The following is a 15,047-nucleotide window of genomic DNA, read 5'->3' as shown; positions in this document are numbered from 1 at the left end:
CAAGCTGGCTCCTACATGGCTTAGGGTAGTTTAAATTTTTACATACAAAACAACGGTTTATTTTTAGGCTGATGAGAGCGGCGGGGACGCCCAGTTCCATGATCGCGATAGCTCATGCCCGCAAAAGGCATCGCGGGTATGGCCCGCTCCTACGTTCGGCTATAGGCAAGCACCGCGCCAACGCACAACCCTGGTGCATGAGCTGGGCCGAAGAGCATCCGCAGCGGTTTTTCTGCGCCTTGCGCTTGTCTCCTCGGCGACAGTGGGTTATCAGTGCAGGCGTCTGAAAACCTGACCACTGCGGAACCGTCCCATGACCGTCGAAGTCCCCGCGCACAGTGCCCATGCCGCCGGCAAACCGGCCGGGCGCATCCGCCAGAAAAACGAAGAAGCGATCCTTGCCGCCGCCGAGGAAGAATTCGCCCGCCACGGCTTCAAGGGCACCAGCATGAACACCATCGCGCAGACAGTCGGCCTGCCGAAAGCCAACCTGCACTATTACTTCAGCAACAAGCTGGGCCTGTACCTGGCGGTGCTGGGCAACATCCTCGACCTCTGGGACAGCACCTTCAACACCCTGAGCGTCGACGACGACCCGGCCGAGGCACTGGCCCGCTACATCCGCGCCAAGCTGGAGTTCTCGCGGCGCTACCCCAAGGCCTCGCGGATCTTCGCCATGGAGGTGATCAGTGGCGGCGAGTGCCTGTCGGCGTTCTTCAACCAGGACTACCAGAGCTGGTTCCGCGGCCGCGCCGCGGTGTTCGAAGCCTGGATCGCCGCCGGCAAGATGGACCCGGTCGACCCGGTGCACCTGATCTTCCTGCTCTGGGGCAGCACCCAGCACTACGCCGACTTCGCCTCGCAGATCTGCCGGGTCACCGGCCGCACGCGCCTGACCAAACCGGATTTCGAGGAAGCCGGCGACAACCTGGTGCGCATCATCCTCAAGGGCTGCGGCCTGACTCCACCCGCAAACAGCTGATGCCCTTCACCCTGCTCGGCCCTTGCGAATACCGCGAGGAGATCCGCAAGAGCCGCTTTCTCGCCCGCGCCGCGCCGGTTGCCAGCGCCGCCGAGGCGCAGGCGTTTATCGCCGTCGCCAGCGACCCCGGCGCCTCGCACAACTGCTGGGCCTGGAAGGTCGGCAACCAGTACCGTTTCAGCGACGACGGTGAACCGGGCGGCACCGCCGGCCGGCCGATCCTCGCCGCCATCGAGGGCCAGGCCTTCGACCAGGTGGCAGTGCTGGTGATCCGCTGGTACGGCGGCATCCAGCTCGGCACCGGCGGCCTGGCCCGCGCCTATGGCGGCGCGGCGAACAAATGCCTGCAAGCGGCTGAACGCCATGCGCTGATCACGCGTAATCGCTACCGCTGCCATTGCCTGTTCGCCGAACTGCCGCTGCTCAAGATCCGCCTCGCGGAACTGGACGTCGTGTTGGACAGCGAGACCTTCGATGCCAGCGGCGCCGAACTGCACCTGGCGCTGCCCGAAGCACGTTTCGCCGAGCTGCAGCGGCTGCTGGCGGATATCAGCCGCGGGCGCATCGAGCTGCGCCGGCTGTAGGTGCATGAGCCTCTCAATGCCGGACTCCGCGGAGCCCGGTCCAACCCGTTAACCCCTGGAGCAGACCCCATGACCTCGACTCGAACCGCCCTGATCGTCGGTGCCTCTCGTGGCCTCGGTCTCGGCCTGGCCAAGCAGCTGCACGCCGATGGCTGGCAGGTCATCGCCACAGTGCGCGACCCACAAGCCGCCGAGGCGCTGCAGGCCATGCCCGGCGTGCGCATCGAAGCCCTGGATATCGACGACGGCGCCGCACTGGAGGCATTGGCCGAGCGCCTGCAGGCTGAGGTGTTCGACCTGCTGCTGGTCAATGCCGGCATCCTTGGACCCGCGCACCAGTCGGCCAGCGCCGCCACCGCCGCCGAACTGGGCCAGCTGTTCATGACCAACGCGGTCGCACCGATTCGTCTGGCCGGGCGCCTGCTCGGCCAGATCCGCCCGAATAGCGGCGTGTTGGCATTCATGAGTTCGCTGCTGGGCAGCGTGGCCAACCCGGAGGGCAGCGACCTGGCGCTGTACAAGGCGAGCAAGGCCGCCCTCAACTCGCTGACCAATAGCCTGGTCTGCAGCCTGGCCGAGCCGCGCCCGACGGTGTTGTCGCTGCACCCCGGCTGGGTCAAGACCGACATGGGCGGCATTGGCGCCAGCGTGGAAATCGCCGCCAGCTGCCAGGGCCTGGTGACGCAGATCGAGCGGCATGCGGGGCGTGGCGGCCATCATTTCGTCGACTACCAGGGCCAGCGCATTCCCTGGTGAAGCGCGACTGCCGTTGCTCCTGACCGCCAAGACAGGTATCTTTTCCGGCACGCCATTCGGCGCACCTGGATCAGCAGACAGGGTCAACACTGAGCTGGCTAACCTGAACTCACCCTCAGAGGAGCCTGCTCATGGCAGCTACCCGTATCTGGATCAACAACCCCCTGGCCATCTTCACCGCCAACCAGCTCGACGCCGCTGGCGGTCTGGTGATCGAGGATGGCCTGATCAGCGAACTGCTCTGCGCCGGCCAGCAGCCCTCACGGCCCTGCGACCAGGTCTTCGACGCCCGCGAGCATGTCGTGCTGCCGGGCTTGATCAACTGCCACCACCACTTCTACCAGACCCTGACCCGCGCCTGGGCGCCGGTGGTCAACCAGCCGTTGTTTCCCTGGCTGACGACCCTCTATCCGGTGTGGGCGCGCCTGACCCCGGACAAGCTGGCACTGGCCAGCAAGGTGGCGCTGGCCGAACTGTTGCTGTCGGGCTGCAGCACCGCGGCGGATCATCACTACCTGTTCCCCGACGGCCTGGAGCAGGCCATCGACGTGCAGGTCGAGGTGGTGCGCGAACTGGGCATGCGCGCCATGCTCACCCGTGGTTCGATGAGCCTGGGCCAGGCCGATGGCGGCCTGCCGCCGCAGCAGACGGTGCAGCAGGGCGAGGTGATCCTGGCCGACAGCCAGCGCCTGATCGAGCGCTATCACCAGCGCGGCGCCGGTGCACAGATCCAGATCGCCCTGGCGCCCTGTTCGCCGTTCTCGGTGACGCCGGAGATCATGCGCCAGAGCGCCGAGCTGGCGGAAAAGCTCGACGTGCGCCTGCACACCCACCTGGCCGAGACCCTGGACGAGGAAGACTTCTGCCTGCAGCGCTTCGGCCTGCGCACCGTGGACTATCTGGACAGCGTCGGCTGGCTCGGCCCGCGAACCTGGCTGGCCCACGGCATCCACTTCAACCCGGAGGAGATCGCCCGCCTCGGCGCGGCCGGCACCGGCATCTGCCACTGCCCCAGCTCGAACATGCGCCTGGCCTCGGGCATCTGCCCGACCCTGGACCTTGCGGCGGCCGGCGCGCCGATCGGCCTGGGCGTGGACGGTTCGGCCTCCAACGACGCCTCCAACCTGATCCTCGAGGCGCGCCAGGCCCTGTACCTGCAACGCCTGCGCTACGGCGCCGAAAAAATCACCCCGCAGCTGGTGCTGGGCTGGGCCACCCAGGGCTCGGCACGCCTGCTCGGGCGTACCGACATCGGCGAACTGGCGGTCGGCAAGCAGGCCGACCTGGCGCTGTTCAAGCCCGACGAGCTGCGCTTCTCCGGCAGCCACGACCCGCTCTCGGCCCTGCTGCTGTGCGGCGCCGACCGCGCCGACCGGATGATGATCGGCGGTCAGTGGCGAGTGATCGACGGCCAGATCGAAGGCCTCGACCTGGCGCAGCTGATCGCCGACCACCGTCAGGCGGCCAGGGAATTGATTACCGGTTAGGCATCGCCTGGCACAGACCGTAGGATGGGTTGAGCGAAGCGATACCCATCAGGTTCAAGGGAAACGATGGGTATCGCAGGCTCAACCTACGCGGCCCTAGCCAGCCTACGAACTGATCCGTTGGTTAAACTCATCAGCAACCAAGCCCGATAGCGAGACCCGACCATGTACGACTGGATCACCGCCCTGCCCAAGGCCGAACTGCACCTGCACCTGGAGGGTTCGCTGGAGCCCGAGTTGCTGTTCGCCCTGGCCGAACGCAACAAGATCGCCCTGCCCTGGAACGATGTCGAGGCGCTGCGCGGCGCCTATGCCTTCAACAACCTGCAGGAATTCCTCGACCTGTATTACCAGGGCGCCGACGTGCTGCGCAGCGAGCAGGACTTCTACGACCTGACCTGGGCCTACCTGCTCAAGTGCCAGGCGCAGAACGTCGTCCACACCGAGCCGTTCTTCGACCCGCAGACCCACACCGACCGCTGCATCCCCTTCGAGGTGGTGCTGCGCGGGATCAAGCAGGCGCTGGTCGATGGCGAGAAACAGCTGGGCATCACTCACGGCCTGATTCTCAGCTTCCTCCGTCACCTGCCCGAAGAAGCCGCTTTCGACACGCTGAAACAGGCCATGCCGTTTCGCGACGCCTTTATCGCCGTTGGACTGGACAGCTCGGAGCAGGGCCACCCGCCGAGCAAGTTCCAGCGGGTGTTCGCCAAGGCGCGCAGCGAGGGCCTGTTGACGGTGGCCCACGCCGGCGAGGAAGGCCCTCCCGAGTACATCTGGCAGGCCCTGGATCTGCTGAAGATCGAGCGCATCGACCACGGCGTGCGTGCCATCGAGGACGAGCGACTGATGCAGCGGATCATCGACGAGCAGATCCCGCTGACCGTCTGCCCGCTGTCGAACATCAAGCTGCGGGTGTTCGACGACATGCGCCAGCACAACATCCTGCAGATGCTCGAGCGCGGGGTGAAGGTCACGGTCAACTCGGACGATCCGGCCTACTTCGGCGGTTACGTCAACGAGAACTTCGCCGCCCTGCACGACAGCCTGGGCATGACCCGCGAACAGGCCCAGCGCCTGGCGCAGAACAGCCTGGACGCGCGATTAAGCTGACCCGGAACGGCTCGGCCGCCAGAGCATCCTGAAGTTTGCTCGCCCAGCGCCGACACAGAAGGTGTACCTTGACCCGATGGCGGGAAAATGATGGCCATATAATGGCCATCTCCGCTCTCCATCGCACCTGGCTTATTGCCGTCGCCGAGATTGCCGACCCGATGAAACAGCCCATGCTCACCTGCCCAAGCGCCCGCGCCCTGCTCTTCGTTGTGCTGGCCGGCTTCGCGCAGCTGGCCGGCGCGGTCGATGAAATCCACATCGTCACCGAGGAGCTGCCGCCCTACAACATGACCCAGGACGGACACGTCACCGGCATGAGTACCGAGGTGGTGCAGGCCGTGCTCGAGGAAATCGGCCAGCAGGCGAGCATCCAGTCGATGCCCTGGGCCCGCGCCTACGACATCGCGCAGAACGCGGAAAACGTGCTGATCTACTCGATCACCCGCACCGCCCAGCGTGAGAAGCTGTTCAAGTGGGTCGGCGAAATCGCGCCGATGAACTGGTACCTGTACGCGCGGCCCGAGAGCAACATACGCCTCGACACCCTCGACGAGGCGCGCCAGTACCAGATCGCCACGGTCAAGGACGACGCCGGTGAGCAGTACCTGGAGGCCAAGGGCTTCACGGTCGGCAAGAACCTGCAGTCGAACAACAAGTACCAATACAACTACGAAAAATTCAAGCTCGGCCGGGTCGATCTGTGGATCTCCATCGAGCTGAACGCCCGCTACCTGATCCGCCAGGCCGGCGAGGACCCGGCCACAATGGTGGTGCCCGTGCTGAGCCTGCCCGACCTCGGCGGTGACAACGGCCTGCACATGGCCTTCAGCCTGCAGACCGCGGACGCCGTGGTCGAGCGCTTCCGCCAGGGGCTGCAAGCCATCCGCAGCAACGGCACCTACGACGCCATCGCCAGGAAGTGGTTGTAGCGTGTTTGGCCTGCCTGCCAGCGAGGTGACGCGCCCCCGGCCCGTAGGCTCGCTGGGCCGCCGGCTGGTGTTGGCGACCCTGGCATTTTGCCTGGTGTTCACCCTGATCACGGTCGCCGTGCGCACCTGGTCGGCCTGGCATGCCAACCTGGCAGCGATGACCAGCGAACTGACCCTGATCGACCAGGTGTTCCAGCGCACACTGGCCAAGGCGCTCTGGGAAGTGGACCGCGAATCCCTGCAGACCCAGCTCGACAGCGTCGCCCAAGCCGCCCCGGTGGGCCGCGTGGAGCTGCGCATTCGGCGTGCCGGGCGCCCGCCGGAAATCCTCGAAAAGCAGCGCCGACCGCGCTCGGACTCAGCACTGGCGCCCACGCTGCAGCACATGCTGATCTACGAACCCTACCCCGGCGCCAGCGAGGTGGTTGGCGAGCTGACCCTGGAAGGCGATGAACAACTGCTCTGGCAACGCCTGCAAAGGGAAGTGGCCAGCATCGTCGTCACCCAGATCATCCAGTCGCTGCTGTTGGCGGGGCTGATCATGTGGATGTTCAATCGCTCGGTCACCGTGCATGTGCAGCACATCGCTCGCCACCTCGGCCAGCTGTCCCCCGCCAACCTCAAGCGGACCTTGCACCTCGGCCGCTCAGTAGCGCACCAGGATGAACTGAGCCTGCTGGAAGTAGGCGTCAACGACCTGCAAGACAAGCTGTCGACCTACCTCGAGCGGCAACGCCAGGACGAACAGGACCTGGCCGCGCATCGCGACCACCTGGCCGAGCTGGTCGAAGCGCGTACCGCCGAGCTGCGCGCGGCCAATAGCCGCCTGGAAGAACTGTCGCGCAGCGACCCGCTGACTGGACTGGCCAACCGTCGGCATTTCGACGAACTCAAAGACATCGAGTTCCGCCGTGCCTTGCGCCTGGGCCAGCCGTTGTCGGTGCTGATGTGCGACCTGGATTGCTTCAAGCTGTACAACGACACCTACGGCCACGCCCTCGGCGATCAATGCCTGCAAGCGGTGGCCGAGGCCCTGAAGAGGGTCTTCTCCCGTGCCGGCGAGCTGGTGGCGCGGATCGGCGGTGAAGAGTTTGCCGTGTTGCTGCCGGGCGCCGACGCGCTTGTCGCACGCACGGCCGCAGAGCGCCTGCGTCAGGAGCTGGCGGAGCTGGCGATCGAGCACAGCAGTTCGCCGGTAGCCGCCCATGTGACGTTGAGCATCGGCGTTGCCCAGTTCGAGGCGGAGACGATGGACCATTTCGATGTGCTAATGCTGCGCGCCGACCAGGCCCTCTATCGGGCCAAGCATCAGGGTCGCGACCGAATCGCCGTTTGATCACAGCACCGAGGCCCCTCATGAGATTGCGCCCAACCACCTGCTTCGCCCTGCTGCTGGCCCTGCTCTGCGGCAACGGCCACGCCGAGAGCATCAAGGCCGTCACCGAAGACACCTCTTACAGCTACCTGCAAGACGGCCAGGTCGGCGGGCCGGCGAGTCGGCTGGTCGAAGCCATGCTGCAGCGCGCCGGACTCACCGACTACAGCCTGGCCCTGTACCCCTGGGCCCGCGCCTACGACATGGCGCTGCAGCAACCCAACGTACTGATCTACCTGATCGCCCGCACCCCGGAGCGCGAGCCGCTGTTCAAATGGCTGGGCGAGGTCACGCGCATCGAATACCACGTCTACAAGCTGCGCGGGCAGCCGGACATTCAGGTGCACACACTGGCGGACGCGAAGCACTACAGCATCGGCGTGCTGCGCGACGACGTGCGCCATCAATACCTGCAGGCCGAGGGGTTCACCAAGCTGGTGGTCGCGGCGCACAACCGCGACAACTTCAGGCGGCTGTTGAATCGACAGGTCCAACTGGTGCCCATGCCGGAGCGCGACGCCAGGCTGTTGTGCGCAGAGGCCGGGGTCGACTACGCCAGCCTGGAGCGGGTCTACACCCTGGACGCGCTCACCTCCGGCCTGTACATGGCCTACAGCCGCGCGACGGCCGACGCGATCGTGACGCGCAGCCGCGCCGCGTTCGACAGCATCAAGAGCGAGGGGCTGCTGACGCGGCTGATGAACGGCAAAGCGGAGCCCTAACAGCCGCATGCGTGCTTGATCACCGATGGGTATCGCTGCGCTCAACCACATCCTACGGGCGGCGATGTCGGGCTCTTGTAGGATGGCGTTGAGCGAAGCGATACCCATCACCGCGATTTGCGGCGAATCCGGCAAGTCCGGTGCCAGCACCAACGCCTTCCCGGATTGCGCTGGCGCTTATGCGGGCTACTCCATTGAATGACCGGCGATGCGTATGACTATCGACGGGTATCGCTGCGCTCAAGCCTACGCGGCCCGCCACATCCGACAACGCCTACCACGCCGGCCCAGCCGCGATGCTTGCCGCTTAGGTCGGCAATCATCGCGGCTGGGCCGGCGCCCTCAGAAGCTGAAGTCGAGCTTGCTCCAGAGGATACGGCCCGGCTCGTTGACCGCCTGCGGATCATCCATCGAAAAGCCGAAACCGGCGTTGCCGGCCAGGTTCAGGTGCTCGCTGTAGTTCCGGTCGAACAGGTTGTCCACGCCGGCGCTGAGTTTGACCTCAGGCGTCACCCGGTAGGCCGCGTTGAGCGAGAACACGGCAAACCCGCTGCTGTTGCCGAAGTCCTTGCCGACCACATTGCCCTTGCCCTCGTCCACCCGGTTCTGCGCAGCCACCACCCGCCACAGCGCCCCGGCGCTCCAGTCGCTCCGCTCATAAGCCAGGCCGAAGCGCGCCTCCAGCGGCGGCGTCTGCGCCAGCGGGCGGTCGTCCGAGCTGTTCTTGCCCCAGGCATAGGCCAGGCTGGCATCGGTTTTCCAGTTGCTGTCCAGGCGGTAACTGGCGCCCAACTCGCCGCCCATGATCCGTGCATCGATATTGCTCGCTTGCGAGCGGGTATGCCCCGGCATCAGCCCGGGCCCGTAGCTGAACAGGATGTAGTCACGCACCTGGCCGGCGTAGGCCGATGCCCAGGCCTCGAACTTGTCGCCACGGTAGTGCGCGCCGAAGTCGAGCTGGGTGGTTTTTTCCGGGTCGAGGCTTTCCATCGGCTGGACAAACCCGAGCGGGCCGGGACTGTCGGAGAACAACTCCCAGTAATCGGGGAAGCGCTGGGTATGCCCGAGGCCGACATAGACAATCGCCGGCATGTCGGCGAGATCCCGCTCATAGCGCAGGAAGCCGCTGGGCAGGGTATCGCTGCGGGTGTCGTCGGCCGTCGGGTTGGCGCGCAGGGTCATGCCGCTGCCCAGGGTCTGGCGGTAATCCTTGACCGAGGCGCGATCCAGCCGCGCACCGGCAATCCAGCGCTGGCCGCTGGCGACCTTCCAGGTCAGCTCGCCGAACAGGCCATAGTTGTGGAACACCGCGTCCTTGTCCCAGGCGAACTGGTCGTAGTCGGTATAGCTGCCGCTGAGCATGTCGAAGCTGGACGCGCGCTTGCGGTGTTCGTTGCTTTGCCCGTCCACACCGGCCTTGAGCTCGACCGCCTGCCAGTTCCAGGTGCCGAGCAGGCGGCCACCCAGGGTGCGGCGGTCGACGTTGCTGGCCAGCGGATTGGCCATCATGCCGGTGCCCGAGGGGCTGCGCAGGCTGAAGTTGTCCATCACGTGGTCGGCGTAGTTGTAGTAGACCTGCCCCTCCAGCGCGCTGAACAGTTCGCCGATGTTGTCCTTCTTGAAGCGCAGCCCCAGGCTCTCGCGGAGGAACTGGCTGCCGTCCATGCCCCGCCCGGCGTAGCGCGCCTCGCCATCGCCGCGGCCGCCGCTCAGCTCAATCAGGGTGTCGTCGTCCGGAGTCCAGCCGAGCAGCACATCGCTGTTCCATTTGGCCCAGCGCGACGGCACGGTGTCGCCATTGCCATCCTGGTAGTCATCGGCCTGGGCCTTGTTCGCCAGCACACGCAGGTAACCCTGGCTGCCACCGGCAGTGGCGTCGATGCGCCGGTCGAAACGGCCGTTGCTGCCGGCCAGGATGCTGCCGTCGACGCGCCCGCCGAGGGCATTGAAGGCCTGGGTGTCGCGCTCGAAGAGAATCGTCGCCGCCGAACCGCCCGGCCCCCAGAGCACGCTTTGCGGCCCCTTGATCACGGTCAGCTGGTCGAAGTTCTCCGGCGACAGGTAGGAGGTCGGCGCATCCATGCGATTGGGGCAGGCGCCGAGCATCTGGCCGCCGTCCATGAGGATGTTCAGGCGCGAACCGAACATGCCGCGAAACAGCGGATCGCCGTTGGCGCCGCCGTTGCGAATCGCATTGAAGCCGGGAATGGTCTTCAAGTAGTCGGCGCCATCGGCGGCCGGCATCGGCTGGCGTGGTTGCTTGGGGTCGGTGACCACGGTCAGCGGCGAGTGGTGGCTGGCCCCGGTGATGACCAGCGGGGCCAATTCGATGGCGGCGTCATCGGCCAGGGTCAGAGCACTACAGAACATGGCGGCGGCCAGTGCAGCGCACAGCGGCGCCAGGCGAAAAGGGGCGAGCAGACGCAAGGCGCCTGGAATACGGGCACAGGTAAGGGCAGACATGGCTTTTCCAAGATCGAGACAATCCGGCGCGCCGGCAATAGCCGTCCTACAGACGGTGCTGGTGCGTGAGAGCAGCAATAACGATCAGGAAAGCAACGGCGGCGCGCGACTGCGCGAACCCGGGAATATCGGCGAAGCGGGTGCATGCTGCGCGCCGCCAACAAGGATGAAGGACGTAGCGTATGGCGCCGGCCCGAGCAGCAGCGGCGCCGGACTGGTCAGCGCCGGGCTGCTGAACAACAGGGTGCAGTAGCCGCATTTGGCCCACAGCGGATCATGCCCATGGCTGTCGCCGGCACCCGCAGAGCGGCTGGCCGGGTGCTCGCTGCAACTCAACTCGGCGAGCCAGGCCGGTTGCGCAGGCACCAGCCACTGCGACAGCAGCGGCCCGACACAGAGCAACAGCATGGCCAGCAATGCCGGCTTCAGCCCTCTGCGACGGTTAACTGGATGTGCTGCTATCGGCATCGATCGGTGTCCCTGAATCCCGCCGCGATTATTGCCAGGCGCGGCAGGACGCTCCTTGTCCCCGGTCAAGAGCGCCCTCATCAGTGCTGATGGGCGGCGTCCCCGCTAGCCGGTTCAGCCGTGGCTACGGGCGCCTCGGTTTGCACCGCGACCTCCACCTCGATGGCACCGGCCTTCTCGAAGGTCAGGGTCAGCGGGAAGCGCTCGCCGTCCTTGGCCTGCTGCTGCACGTTGAACAGCATAACGTGGTAGCCCATGGGCTCGAACCTGACTTCGCCACCGGCAGGCACGACAACGTCCTGCACCTGCTGCATCTTCAGCACCCCATCGGCGTGCACATGCTCATGCAACTCGGCCTTGCCGGCCACCGGGCTCTGCACGCCGAGCAGGCGATCGGCTTCGGCGCCCCGGTTGTGCACCACGAAGTAGGCCGCGGCCGCCGGTGCCACCGGCGGCATCGCGCGCGACCAGGGGTGCTCGATCTGCAGCTCGCCTATCTTGTAGTCGTGGGCGTTGGCCAGCAGGCTGGTGCCGAACAGTGCAGCCAGGAGCAGGGTTTTCTTCAACATGCGGACTCTCCAGAAAATCGTCGGGGGCGGCGCCGCCAAGCCATCTGCTGCGGCGCGCGATAACGCATTGCTCGGTTGCGCGTCGGCGCCCTGGCAACAGACGCAAACGGCTGCGCTGGGCAGCATGCAACCTTGCAGGTATGCCGAAATCAGGCGAGCAGCGGGGAGGCGCGGGGGTTGGCCGAGGGCCACAGATAGCGGACGGGACGCGGGACCAGGGCCGGTGCAGCCAGCGGCGGGCGACTGGCCGCGAGCAGCCCGAGCAGGCCGAAGAAGGCGGCGAGGATGATGGCGCTAAAGGTCGAGCTGAGCGAGCAAGCGGAACCCGTGGCCGGGTTGAGGACGGGAATGCCGGAACCGGTCAAATCTGAGCCGGCGCCGAAATCGCCCGCGAAGGAGCAGTACTGGCCATCCAGGCCGCTGAGTTGCAAACCGGCCATCTGGCCGTGGCCGATGCTGCAGGCGAACGCGCTGAACAGGACGCAGCAATACAGCGTCCAGGCGATCAGCGAGCGGTCGGTGCGAGTCGGTTTCATCGGGCGACTCTAGCAGTTGCTGGCGGCGCAACACCAGCCACCCCCTGTGGTCGATTGCCGCAGTTGCGCCGGAGGCACAATCAACGGCGGTGAAACTATTCAATATCGTGGCCTTGCCGGCACGCCAGAGCCGCCGACCAGCGGCAGGTCAGGCGTGTAACGCCATGCCGGCTCATCGGTCAATTGAGACGTGAAGCATCCTTACGAGGTCAGCATCATGCAACGTCTCATTCCCCTCACTCTCGCTGCTGCTTTTGCCTGCGCTGGCGCAGCTTGGGCACAAACCCCACTCGACCAACAAGCTGAAGCAGTGCAAGCGGTGGACTATCACTACGGCATGTCCCTGGATATCCAGAAAGTCATCCATATCACCGACAACTCGGACAAGGTCGGCGTGGTGCCCGCGACCATCACCTTCCTCGATAGCAACGGCAAGCTGCACAAGGTCAACTACCTGGAACTGGGTCGCTACGACAGCAGCGACTGAACCCGCCCCCCGCTGGCGCCTGACCGAGCAGTGCAGGCGCCTGATGTCGGGTTGTTCGCCGGCATATGGGCTGCCAGCACTGCTGGCAGCCATTTCCCCAACAAGCGGTCGGCAGCCGACTAGACTGCAATTACGCTCAAAGCTTGTGAAAATATCGAGTGCAACGTCAGCAGCGGACGCCTGGGGGGAGCGGTCGCAGTAGGCGAGAGTTTTCACACGCTCTCAGGGCATGCGCTGCAGGGTGCGGTATGCTCCGCGGCCTCTCGCGAACCCGCGACTCATCGGTGGTAAGGATGCGTTCCGATCTAACAGTCCCGTTGCGTCTGGCCGGCGCCTACATCCTGTTCAGCAGCATCTGGATTCTTGCCAGCGACTCCCTGCTGCTGGCCGTGGTCAACGACAGCGTCTTGAGCAGCCAGCTGCAAACCGTCAAGGGCATGCTCTTCGTACTGCTCAGCAGCCTGCTGATCTTCTACCTCAACCGCCGTGACCGCCGCGCCCAGCGCGAGCTGCTCAACGCCCTGACGCGCAACACCCGCCTGCTGCAACAGACCCAGCGCAACGCCGCCCTCGGCAGTTGGGAATATGACGGGCGCCTGCACTGGAGCCCCGAGGCCCTGCAATTGCTCGGCCGCGACCCCGGCAGTGAATGCAGCAGCGTCGAGCAACTGCTCAGCTGGCTCTACCCCGCCGAGCGACCGGCCCTGCAGCGTGCCTTGCAGGCCCTGTTCGAACGGCACCAGCCGATGGCGATCAGTGCGCGCCTGCATCAACCGCAACAGCAACAGATCACCTGGCTGATGCTGCGGGGCGAGGCGGACGCCAACGGCCAGATCCTCGGCACCGTGCAGGACATCAGCAGCCAGAAACGCGACGAAAGCGCCCTGCGTGAAAGCGAGCAGCGCTTCCGCCAACTGTTCGAGCAAACCCCGCGGATTGCCGTGCAGGGTTACGACCGCGAACGCCGGGTGATCTATTGGAACCAGGCCAGCACCCAGCTCTATGGCTATAGCCTGCAGGAGGCCATGGGCCGGCGCCTGGAAGAGCTGATCATCCCGCCGGCCGCGCGCAACCAGGTGATCAGCGCGATCAACCACTGGCTGCTCGGCGGCCCGCCGATTGCCGCAGCAGAGCTGCCATTGCAACGCAAGGACGGCAGCCAGGTGTGGGTCTATTCCACCCATTCGATGCTGCGCAACAGCCGCGACCAGCTGGAGCTGTACTGCATCGACATCGATCTCAGCGAACAGAAACAGATCAATCTCGAACTGCAAGCCAGCGAGGCGCGTTACCGCGAACTGGTCGAGCAGCTGAGCGATGTGATAGTGCTGACGGACGCCAGCGGGCACCTGGGTTTTCTCAATCCGGCCTGGGAAAAGCTCAGCGGCTATGCCTGCTATGAATGCCTCGGCCGACCACTGACGCAGTTTCTCGACAGCGCCGACGCGGCGCGCTTCCACCAGCAGATCAGTGCCATCGACAAGGGCCAGCAAACCGGCGTGCGCGGCGAATTCCGCCTGCTCACCCGCCAGGGCCAACTGCGCTGGGTAGACATTCAGCTGAACCACAACCCGTCGAACGACATGCTCAATGGCAGCCTGCATGACATCCATGACCGCCATCAGGGCCAGCAACTGCAGCAAGCACGCAATGCGGTGCTCGATGAACTGCTCGCCCGCCGGCCCCTGGCGCATATCCTCGACGACATCAGTCGGCGCCTGGAGGATCTCAATCCGCACATGCAGGTGTCGATCATGCTGCTGGACCAGCAGCAGTGCCTGCATCTGGCCGCCGCGCCCAGCCTGCCCGAGCCTTATCGGCAGGCCATCGATGGCCTGCAGGCGCAGCTCGAACTCGGCTCATGTGGCCACGCCGCGTGCAGCGGCGAACTGGTGATCGCGGAAGACCTCGATACTCACCCCTACTGGCAGGCGTTTCGCACCCAGGCGCTGGCCGCCGGCCTGCATGCCTGCTGGTCGCTGCCGTTCAAGGACGACAACGCTCGGGTGCTTGGCACCTTCGGCATCTACTACGACCAGCCCAGGCGACCGAGCAAGGCCGATATAGACCAGGTCACCGAGTTCACCCGCCTGGCCAGCCTGGCGGTGCAACAGCTGCAACGATGAACGGCACGCGCCCGGCAAGGCAGCAATCGACCACCAGTCGCCCACTTGACTGCGGTCAGGAAAAATTCATCCGCGAGGACTAGACTGAGCCGCCTAACTAGTGGAGGTGTCGCTCATGAACATCCGTATTCAGCCGTTGCAGAAAGCCGCAGGTGCCTGCTGGCAAGTGCGTTTCGCCAGCCATAGCGTGACCTTCCGCAGCGAAGCCGAAGCCCGTCAGTTCGTCGCCACCCTCGAAGCGCGCCTGCAGGCCCCGCATCAATGGCCGAGTCAGGTGCAGCGCGCCGCCGGCTGAGTCGCAGAACCTAGTGCGGTCCGGGCGGCGGTCCGTTCGGCGCGCAGCGACAGCCCGTCGAGATTTGTGTCGCGCCGATAAGGTGCAACGCAGGGATATTGCCTGGTGGGTTGCTCGAGGTAATGGGCCAGCGCGCAGGGTGTTTGCAGACT

At 65.5% G+C, this 15,047-nt stretch carries 15 protein-coding genes; 11 read left to right on the top strand and 4 right to left on the bottom strand.

All coding sequences use genetic code 11. The features are described 5' to 3' along the window. The first annotated feature begins 313 nt into the window (after window positions 1–313). From G9C89_RS17475 to G9C89_RS17440, 8 genes are all read left to right on the top strand, one after another. Window positions 314–982: a TetR/AcrR family transcriptional regulator gene (locus G9C89_RS17475; protein WP_172150306.1), complete on the top strand. Its 669-nt coding sequence runs from the start codon at window positions 314–316 to the stop codon at window positions 980–982. Then, entirely contained in the window at window positions 982–1,566 is a 585-nt protein-coding gene (locus G9C89_RS17470; protein ID WP_172150304.1) for an IMPACT family protein, read from the top strand. The genes G9C89_RS17475 and G9C89_RS17470 overlap by 1 nt, the downstream gene beginning before the upstream one ends. 69 nt (window positions 1,567–1,635) lie before the next feature. Continuing rightward, window positions 1,636–2,322 carry an SDR family oxidoreductase gene (locus tag G9C89_RS17465; protein ID WP_172150302.1) on the top strand — a complete coding sequence of 229 codons (687 nt, stop codon included), beginning with the start codon at window positions 1,636–1,638 and terminating at the stop codon, window positions 2,320–2,322. Window positions 2,323–2,453: 131 nt separating this feature from the next. Beyond that, window positions 2,454–3,809 (top strand): 8-oxoguanine deaminase, encoded by a 1,356-nt coding sequence (locus tag G9C89_RS17460; RefSeq protein ID WP_172150300.1) that lies wholly within the window; start codon window positions 2,454–2,456, stop codon window positions 3,807–3,809. 165 nt (window positions 3,810–3,974) lie between these two features. Beyond that, entirely contained in the window at window positions 3,975–4,922 is a 948-nt protein-coding gene (locus G9C89_RS17455; RefSeq protein ID WP_172150298.1) for an adenosine deaminase, read from the top strand. A 161-nt stretch (window positions 4,923–5,083) separates the two neighbouring features. Then, window positions 5,084–5,854: a substrate-binding periplasmic protein gene (locus tag G9C89_RS17450; RefSeq protein WP_390623843.1), complete on the top strand. Its 771-nt coding sequence runs from the start codon at window positions 5,084–5,086 to the stop codon at window positions 5,852–5,854. Between the two features lies 1 nt (window position 5,855). Further along, window positions 5,856–7,190: a diguanylate cyclase domain-containing protein gene (locus G9C89_RS17445; RefSeq protein ID WP_315852831.1), complete on the top strand. Its 1,335-nt coding sequence runs from the start codon at window positions 5,856–5,858 to the stop codon at window positions 7,188–7,190. 20 nt (window positions 7,191–7,210) lie between these two features. Next, entirely contained in the window at window positions 7,211–7,951 is a 741-nt protein-coding gene (locus G9C89_RS17440; RefSeq protein ID WP_172150296.1) for a substrate-binding periplasmic protein, read from the top strand. A gap of 342 nt (window positions 7,952–8,293) precedes the next feature. Here the strand turns inward: G9C89_RS17440 and G9C89_RS17435 are convergent, their stop codons facing one another. The 4 genes from G9C89_RS17435 to G9C89_RS17420 form a co-directional block, all read right to left on the bottom strand. Beyond that, on the bottom strand, window positions 8,294–10,414 hold the full coding sequence (locus G9C89_RS17435; protein WP_172150294.1) for a TonB-dependent copper receptor: 2,121 nt from the start codon (window positions 10,412–10,414) through the stop codon (window positions 8,294–8,296). Between the two features lie 84 nt (window positions 10,415–10,498). Further along, window positions 10,499–10,882 carry a DUF2946 domain-containing protein gene (locus G9C89_RS17430; RefSeq protein WP_172150292.1) on the bottom strand — a complete coding sequence of 128 codons (384 nt, stop codon included), beginning with the start codon at window positions 10,880–10,882 and terminating at the stop codon, window positions 10,499–10,501. Between the two features lie 80 nt (window positions 10,883–10,962). After that, the gene (locus tag G9C89_RS17425) at window positions 10,963–11,451 is read right to left on the bottom strand and encodes a copper chaperone PCu(A)C (protein ID WP_172150290.1); all 489 of its coding nucleotides are present in this window, start codon (window positions 11,449–11,451) and stop codon (window positions 10,963–10,965) included. A 149-nt stretch (window positions 11,452–11,600) separates the two neighbouring features. Beyond that, window positions 11,601–11,987 carry a DUF2946 domain-containing protein gene (locus G9C89_RS17420; RefSeq protein ID WP_172150288.1) on the bottom strand — a complete coding sequence of 129 codons (387 nt, stop codon included), beginning with the start codon at window positions 11,985–11,987 and terminating at the stop codon, window positions 11,601–11,603. A 319-nt stretch (window positions 11,988–12,306) separates the two neighbouring features. On the opposite strand from G9C89_RS17420, the gene G9C89_RS25565 reads away from it, so the two are divergent. From G9C89_RS25565 to G9C89_RS17405, 3 genes are all read left to right on the top strand, one after another. Then, complete coding sequence (locus G9C89_RS25565) at window positions 12,307–12,474, top strand: DUF2790 domain-containing protein (protein WP_390623836.1); 168 nt, start codon at window positions 12,307–12,309, stop codon at window positions 12,472–12,474. Window positions 12,475–12,767: 293 nt separating this feature from the next. Beyond that, entirely contained in the window at window positions 12,768–14,600 is a 1,833-nt protein-coding gene (locus tag G9C89_RS17410; RefSeq protein WP_172150284.1) for a bifunctional diguanylate cyclase/phosphodiesterase, read from the top strand. A 115-nt stretch (window positions 14,601–14,715) separates the two neighbouring features. Next, window positions 14,716–14,895 (top strand): hypothetical protein, encoded by a 180-nt coding sequence (locus G9C89_RS17405; protein ID WP_172150282.1) that lies wholly within the window; start codon window positions 14,716–14,718, stop codon window positions 14,893–14,895. The last annotated feature ends 152 nt before the right edge of the window (window positions 14,896–15,047 follow it).

The organism is Pseudomonas tumuqii, assembly GCF_013184545.1.
Classification (GTDB): domain Bacteria; phylum Pseudomonadota; class Gammaproteobacteria; order Pseudomonadales; family Pseudomonadaceae; genus Aquipseudomonas; species Aquipseudomonas tumuqii.
This window is presented reverse-complemented; position numbering and strand designations above follow the sequence as displayed.

Coding starts and splice junctions, on each gene's coding strand:
- G9C89_RS17440 (WP_172150296.1), top strand. CDS start 7,211: ATGAGATTGCGCCCAACCACCTGCTTCGCCCTGCTGCTGGCCCTGCTC.
- G9C89_RS17450 (WP_390623843.1), top strand. CDS start 5,084: ATGAAACAGCCCATGCTCACCTGCCCAAGCGCCCGCGCCCTGCTCTTC.
- G9C89_RS17430 (WP_172150292.1), bottom strand. CDS start 10,882: ATGCCGATAGCAGCACATCCAGTTAACCGTCGCAGAGGGCTGAAGCCG.
- G9C89_RS17475 (WP_172150306.1), top strand. CDS start 314: ATGACCGTCGAAGTCCCCGCGCACAGTGCCCATGCCGCCGGCAAACCG.
- G9C89_RS17425 (WP_172150290.1), bottom strand. CDS start 11,451: ATGTTGAAGAAAACCCTGCTCCTGGCTGCACTGTTCGGCACCAGCCTG.
- G9C89_RS17435 (WP_172150294.1), bottom strand. CDS start 10,414: ATGTCTGCCCTTACCTGTGCCCGTATTCCAGGCGCCTTGCGTCTGCTC.
- G9C89_RS17420 (WP_172150288.1), bottom strand. CDS start 11,987: ATGAAACCGACTCGCACCGACCGCTCGCTGATCGCCTGGACGCTGTAT.
- G9C89_RS17460 (WP_172150300.1), top strand. CDS start 2,454: ATGGCAGCTACCCGTATCTGGATCAACAACCCCCTGGCCATCTTCACC.
- G9C89_RS17455 (WP_172150298.1), top strand. CDS start 3,975: ATGTACGACTGGATCACCGCCCTGCCCAAGGCCGAACTGCACCTGCAC.
- G9C89_RS17410 (WP_172150284.1), top strand. CDS start 12,768: ATGCGTTCCGATCTAACAGTCCCGTTGCGTCTGGCCGGCGCCTACATC.
- G9C89_RS17470 (WP_172150304.1), top strand. CDS start 982: ATGCCCTTCACCCTGCTCGGCCCTTGCGAATACCGCGAGGAGATCCGC.
- G9C89_RS17465 (WP_172150302.1), top strand. CDS start 1,636: ATGACCTCGACTCGAACCGCCCTGATCGTCGGTGCCTCTCGTGGCCTC.
- G9C89_RS17405 (WP_172150282.1), top strand. CDS start 14,716: ATGAACATCCGTATTCAGCCGTTGCAGAAAGCCGCAGGTGCCTGCTGG.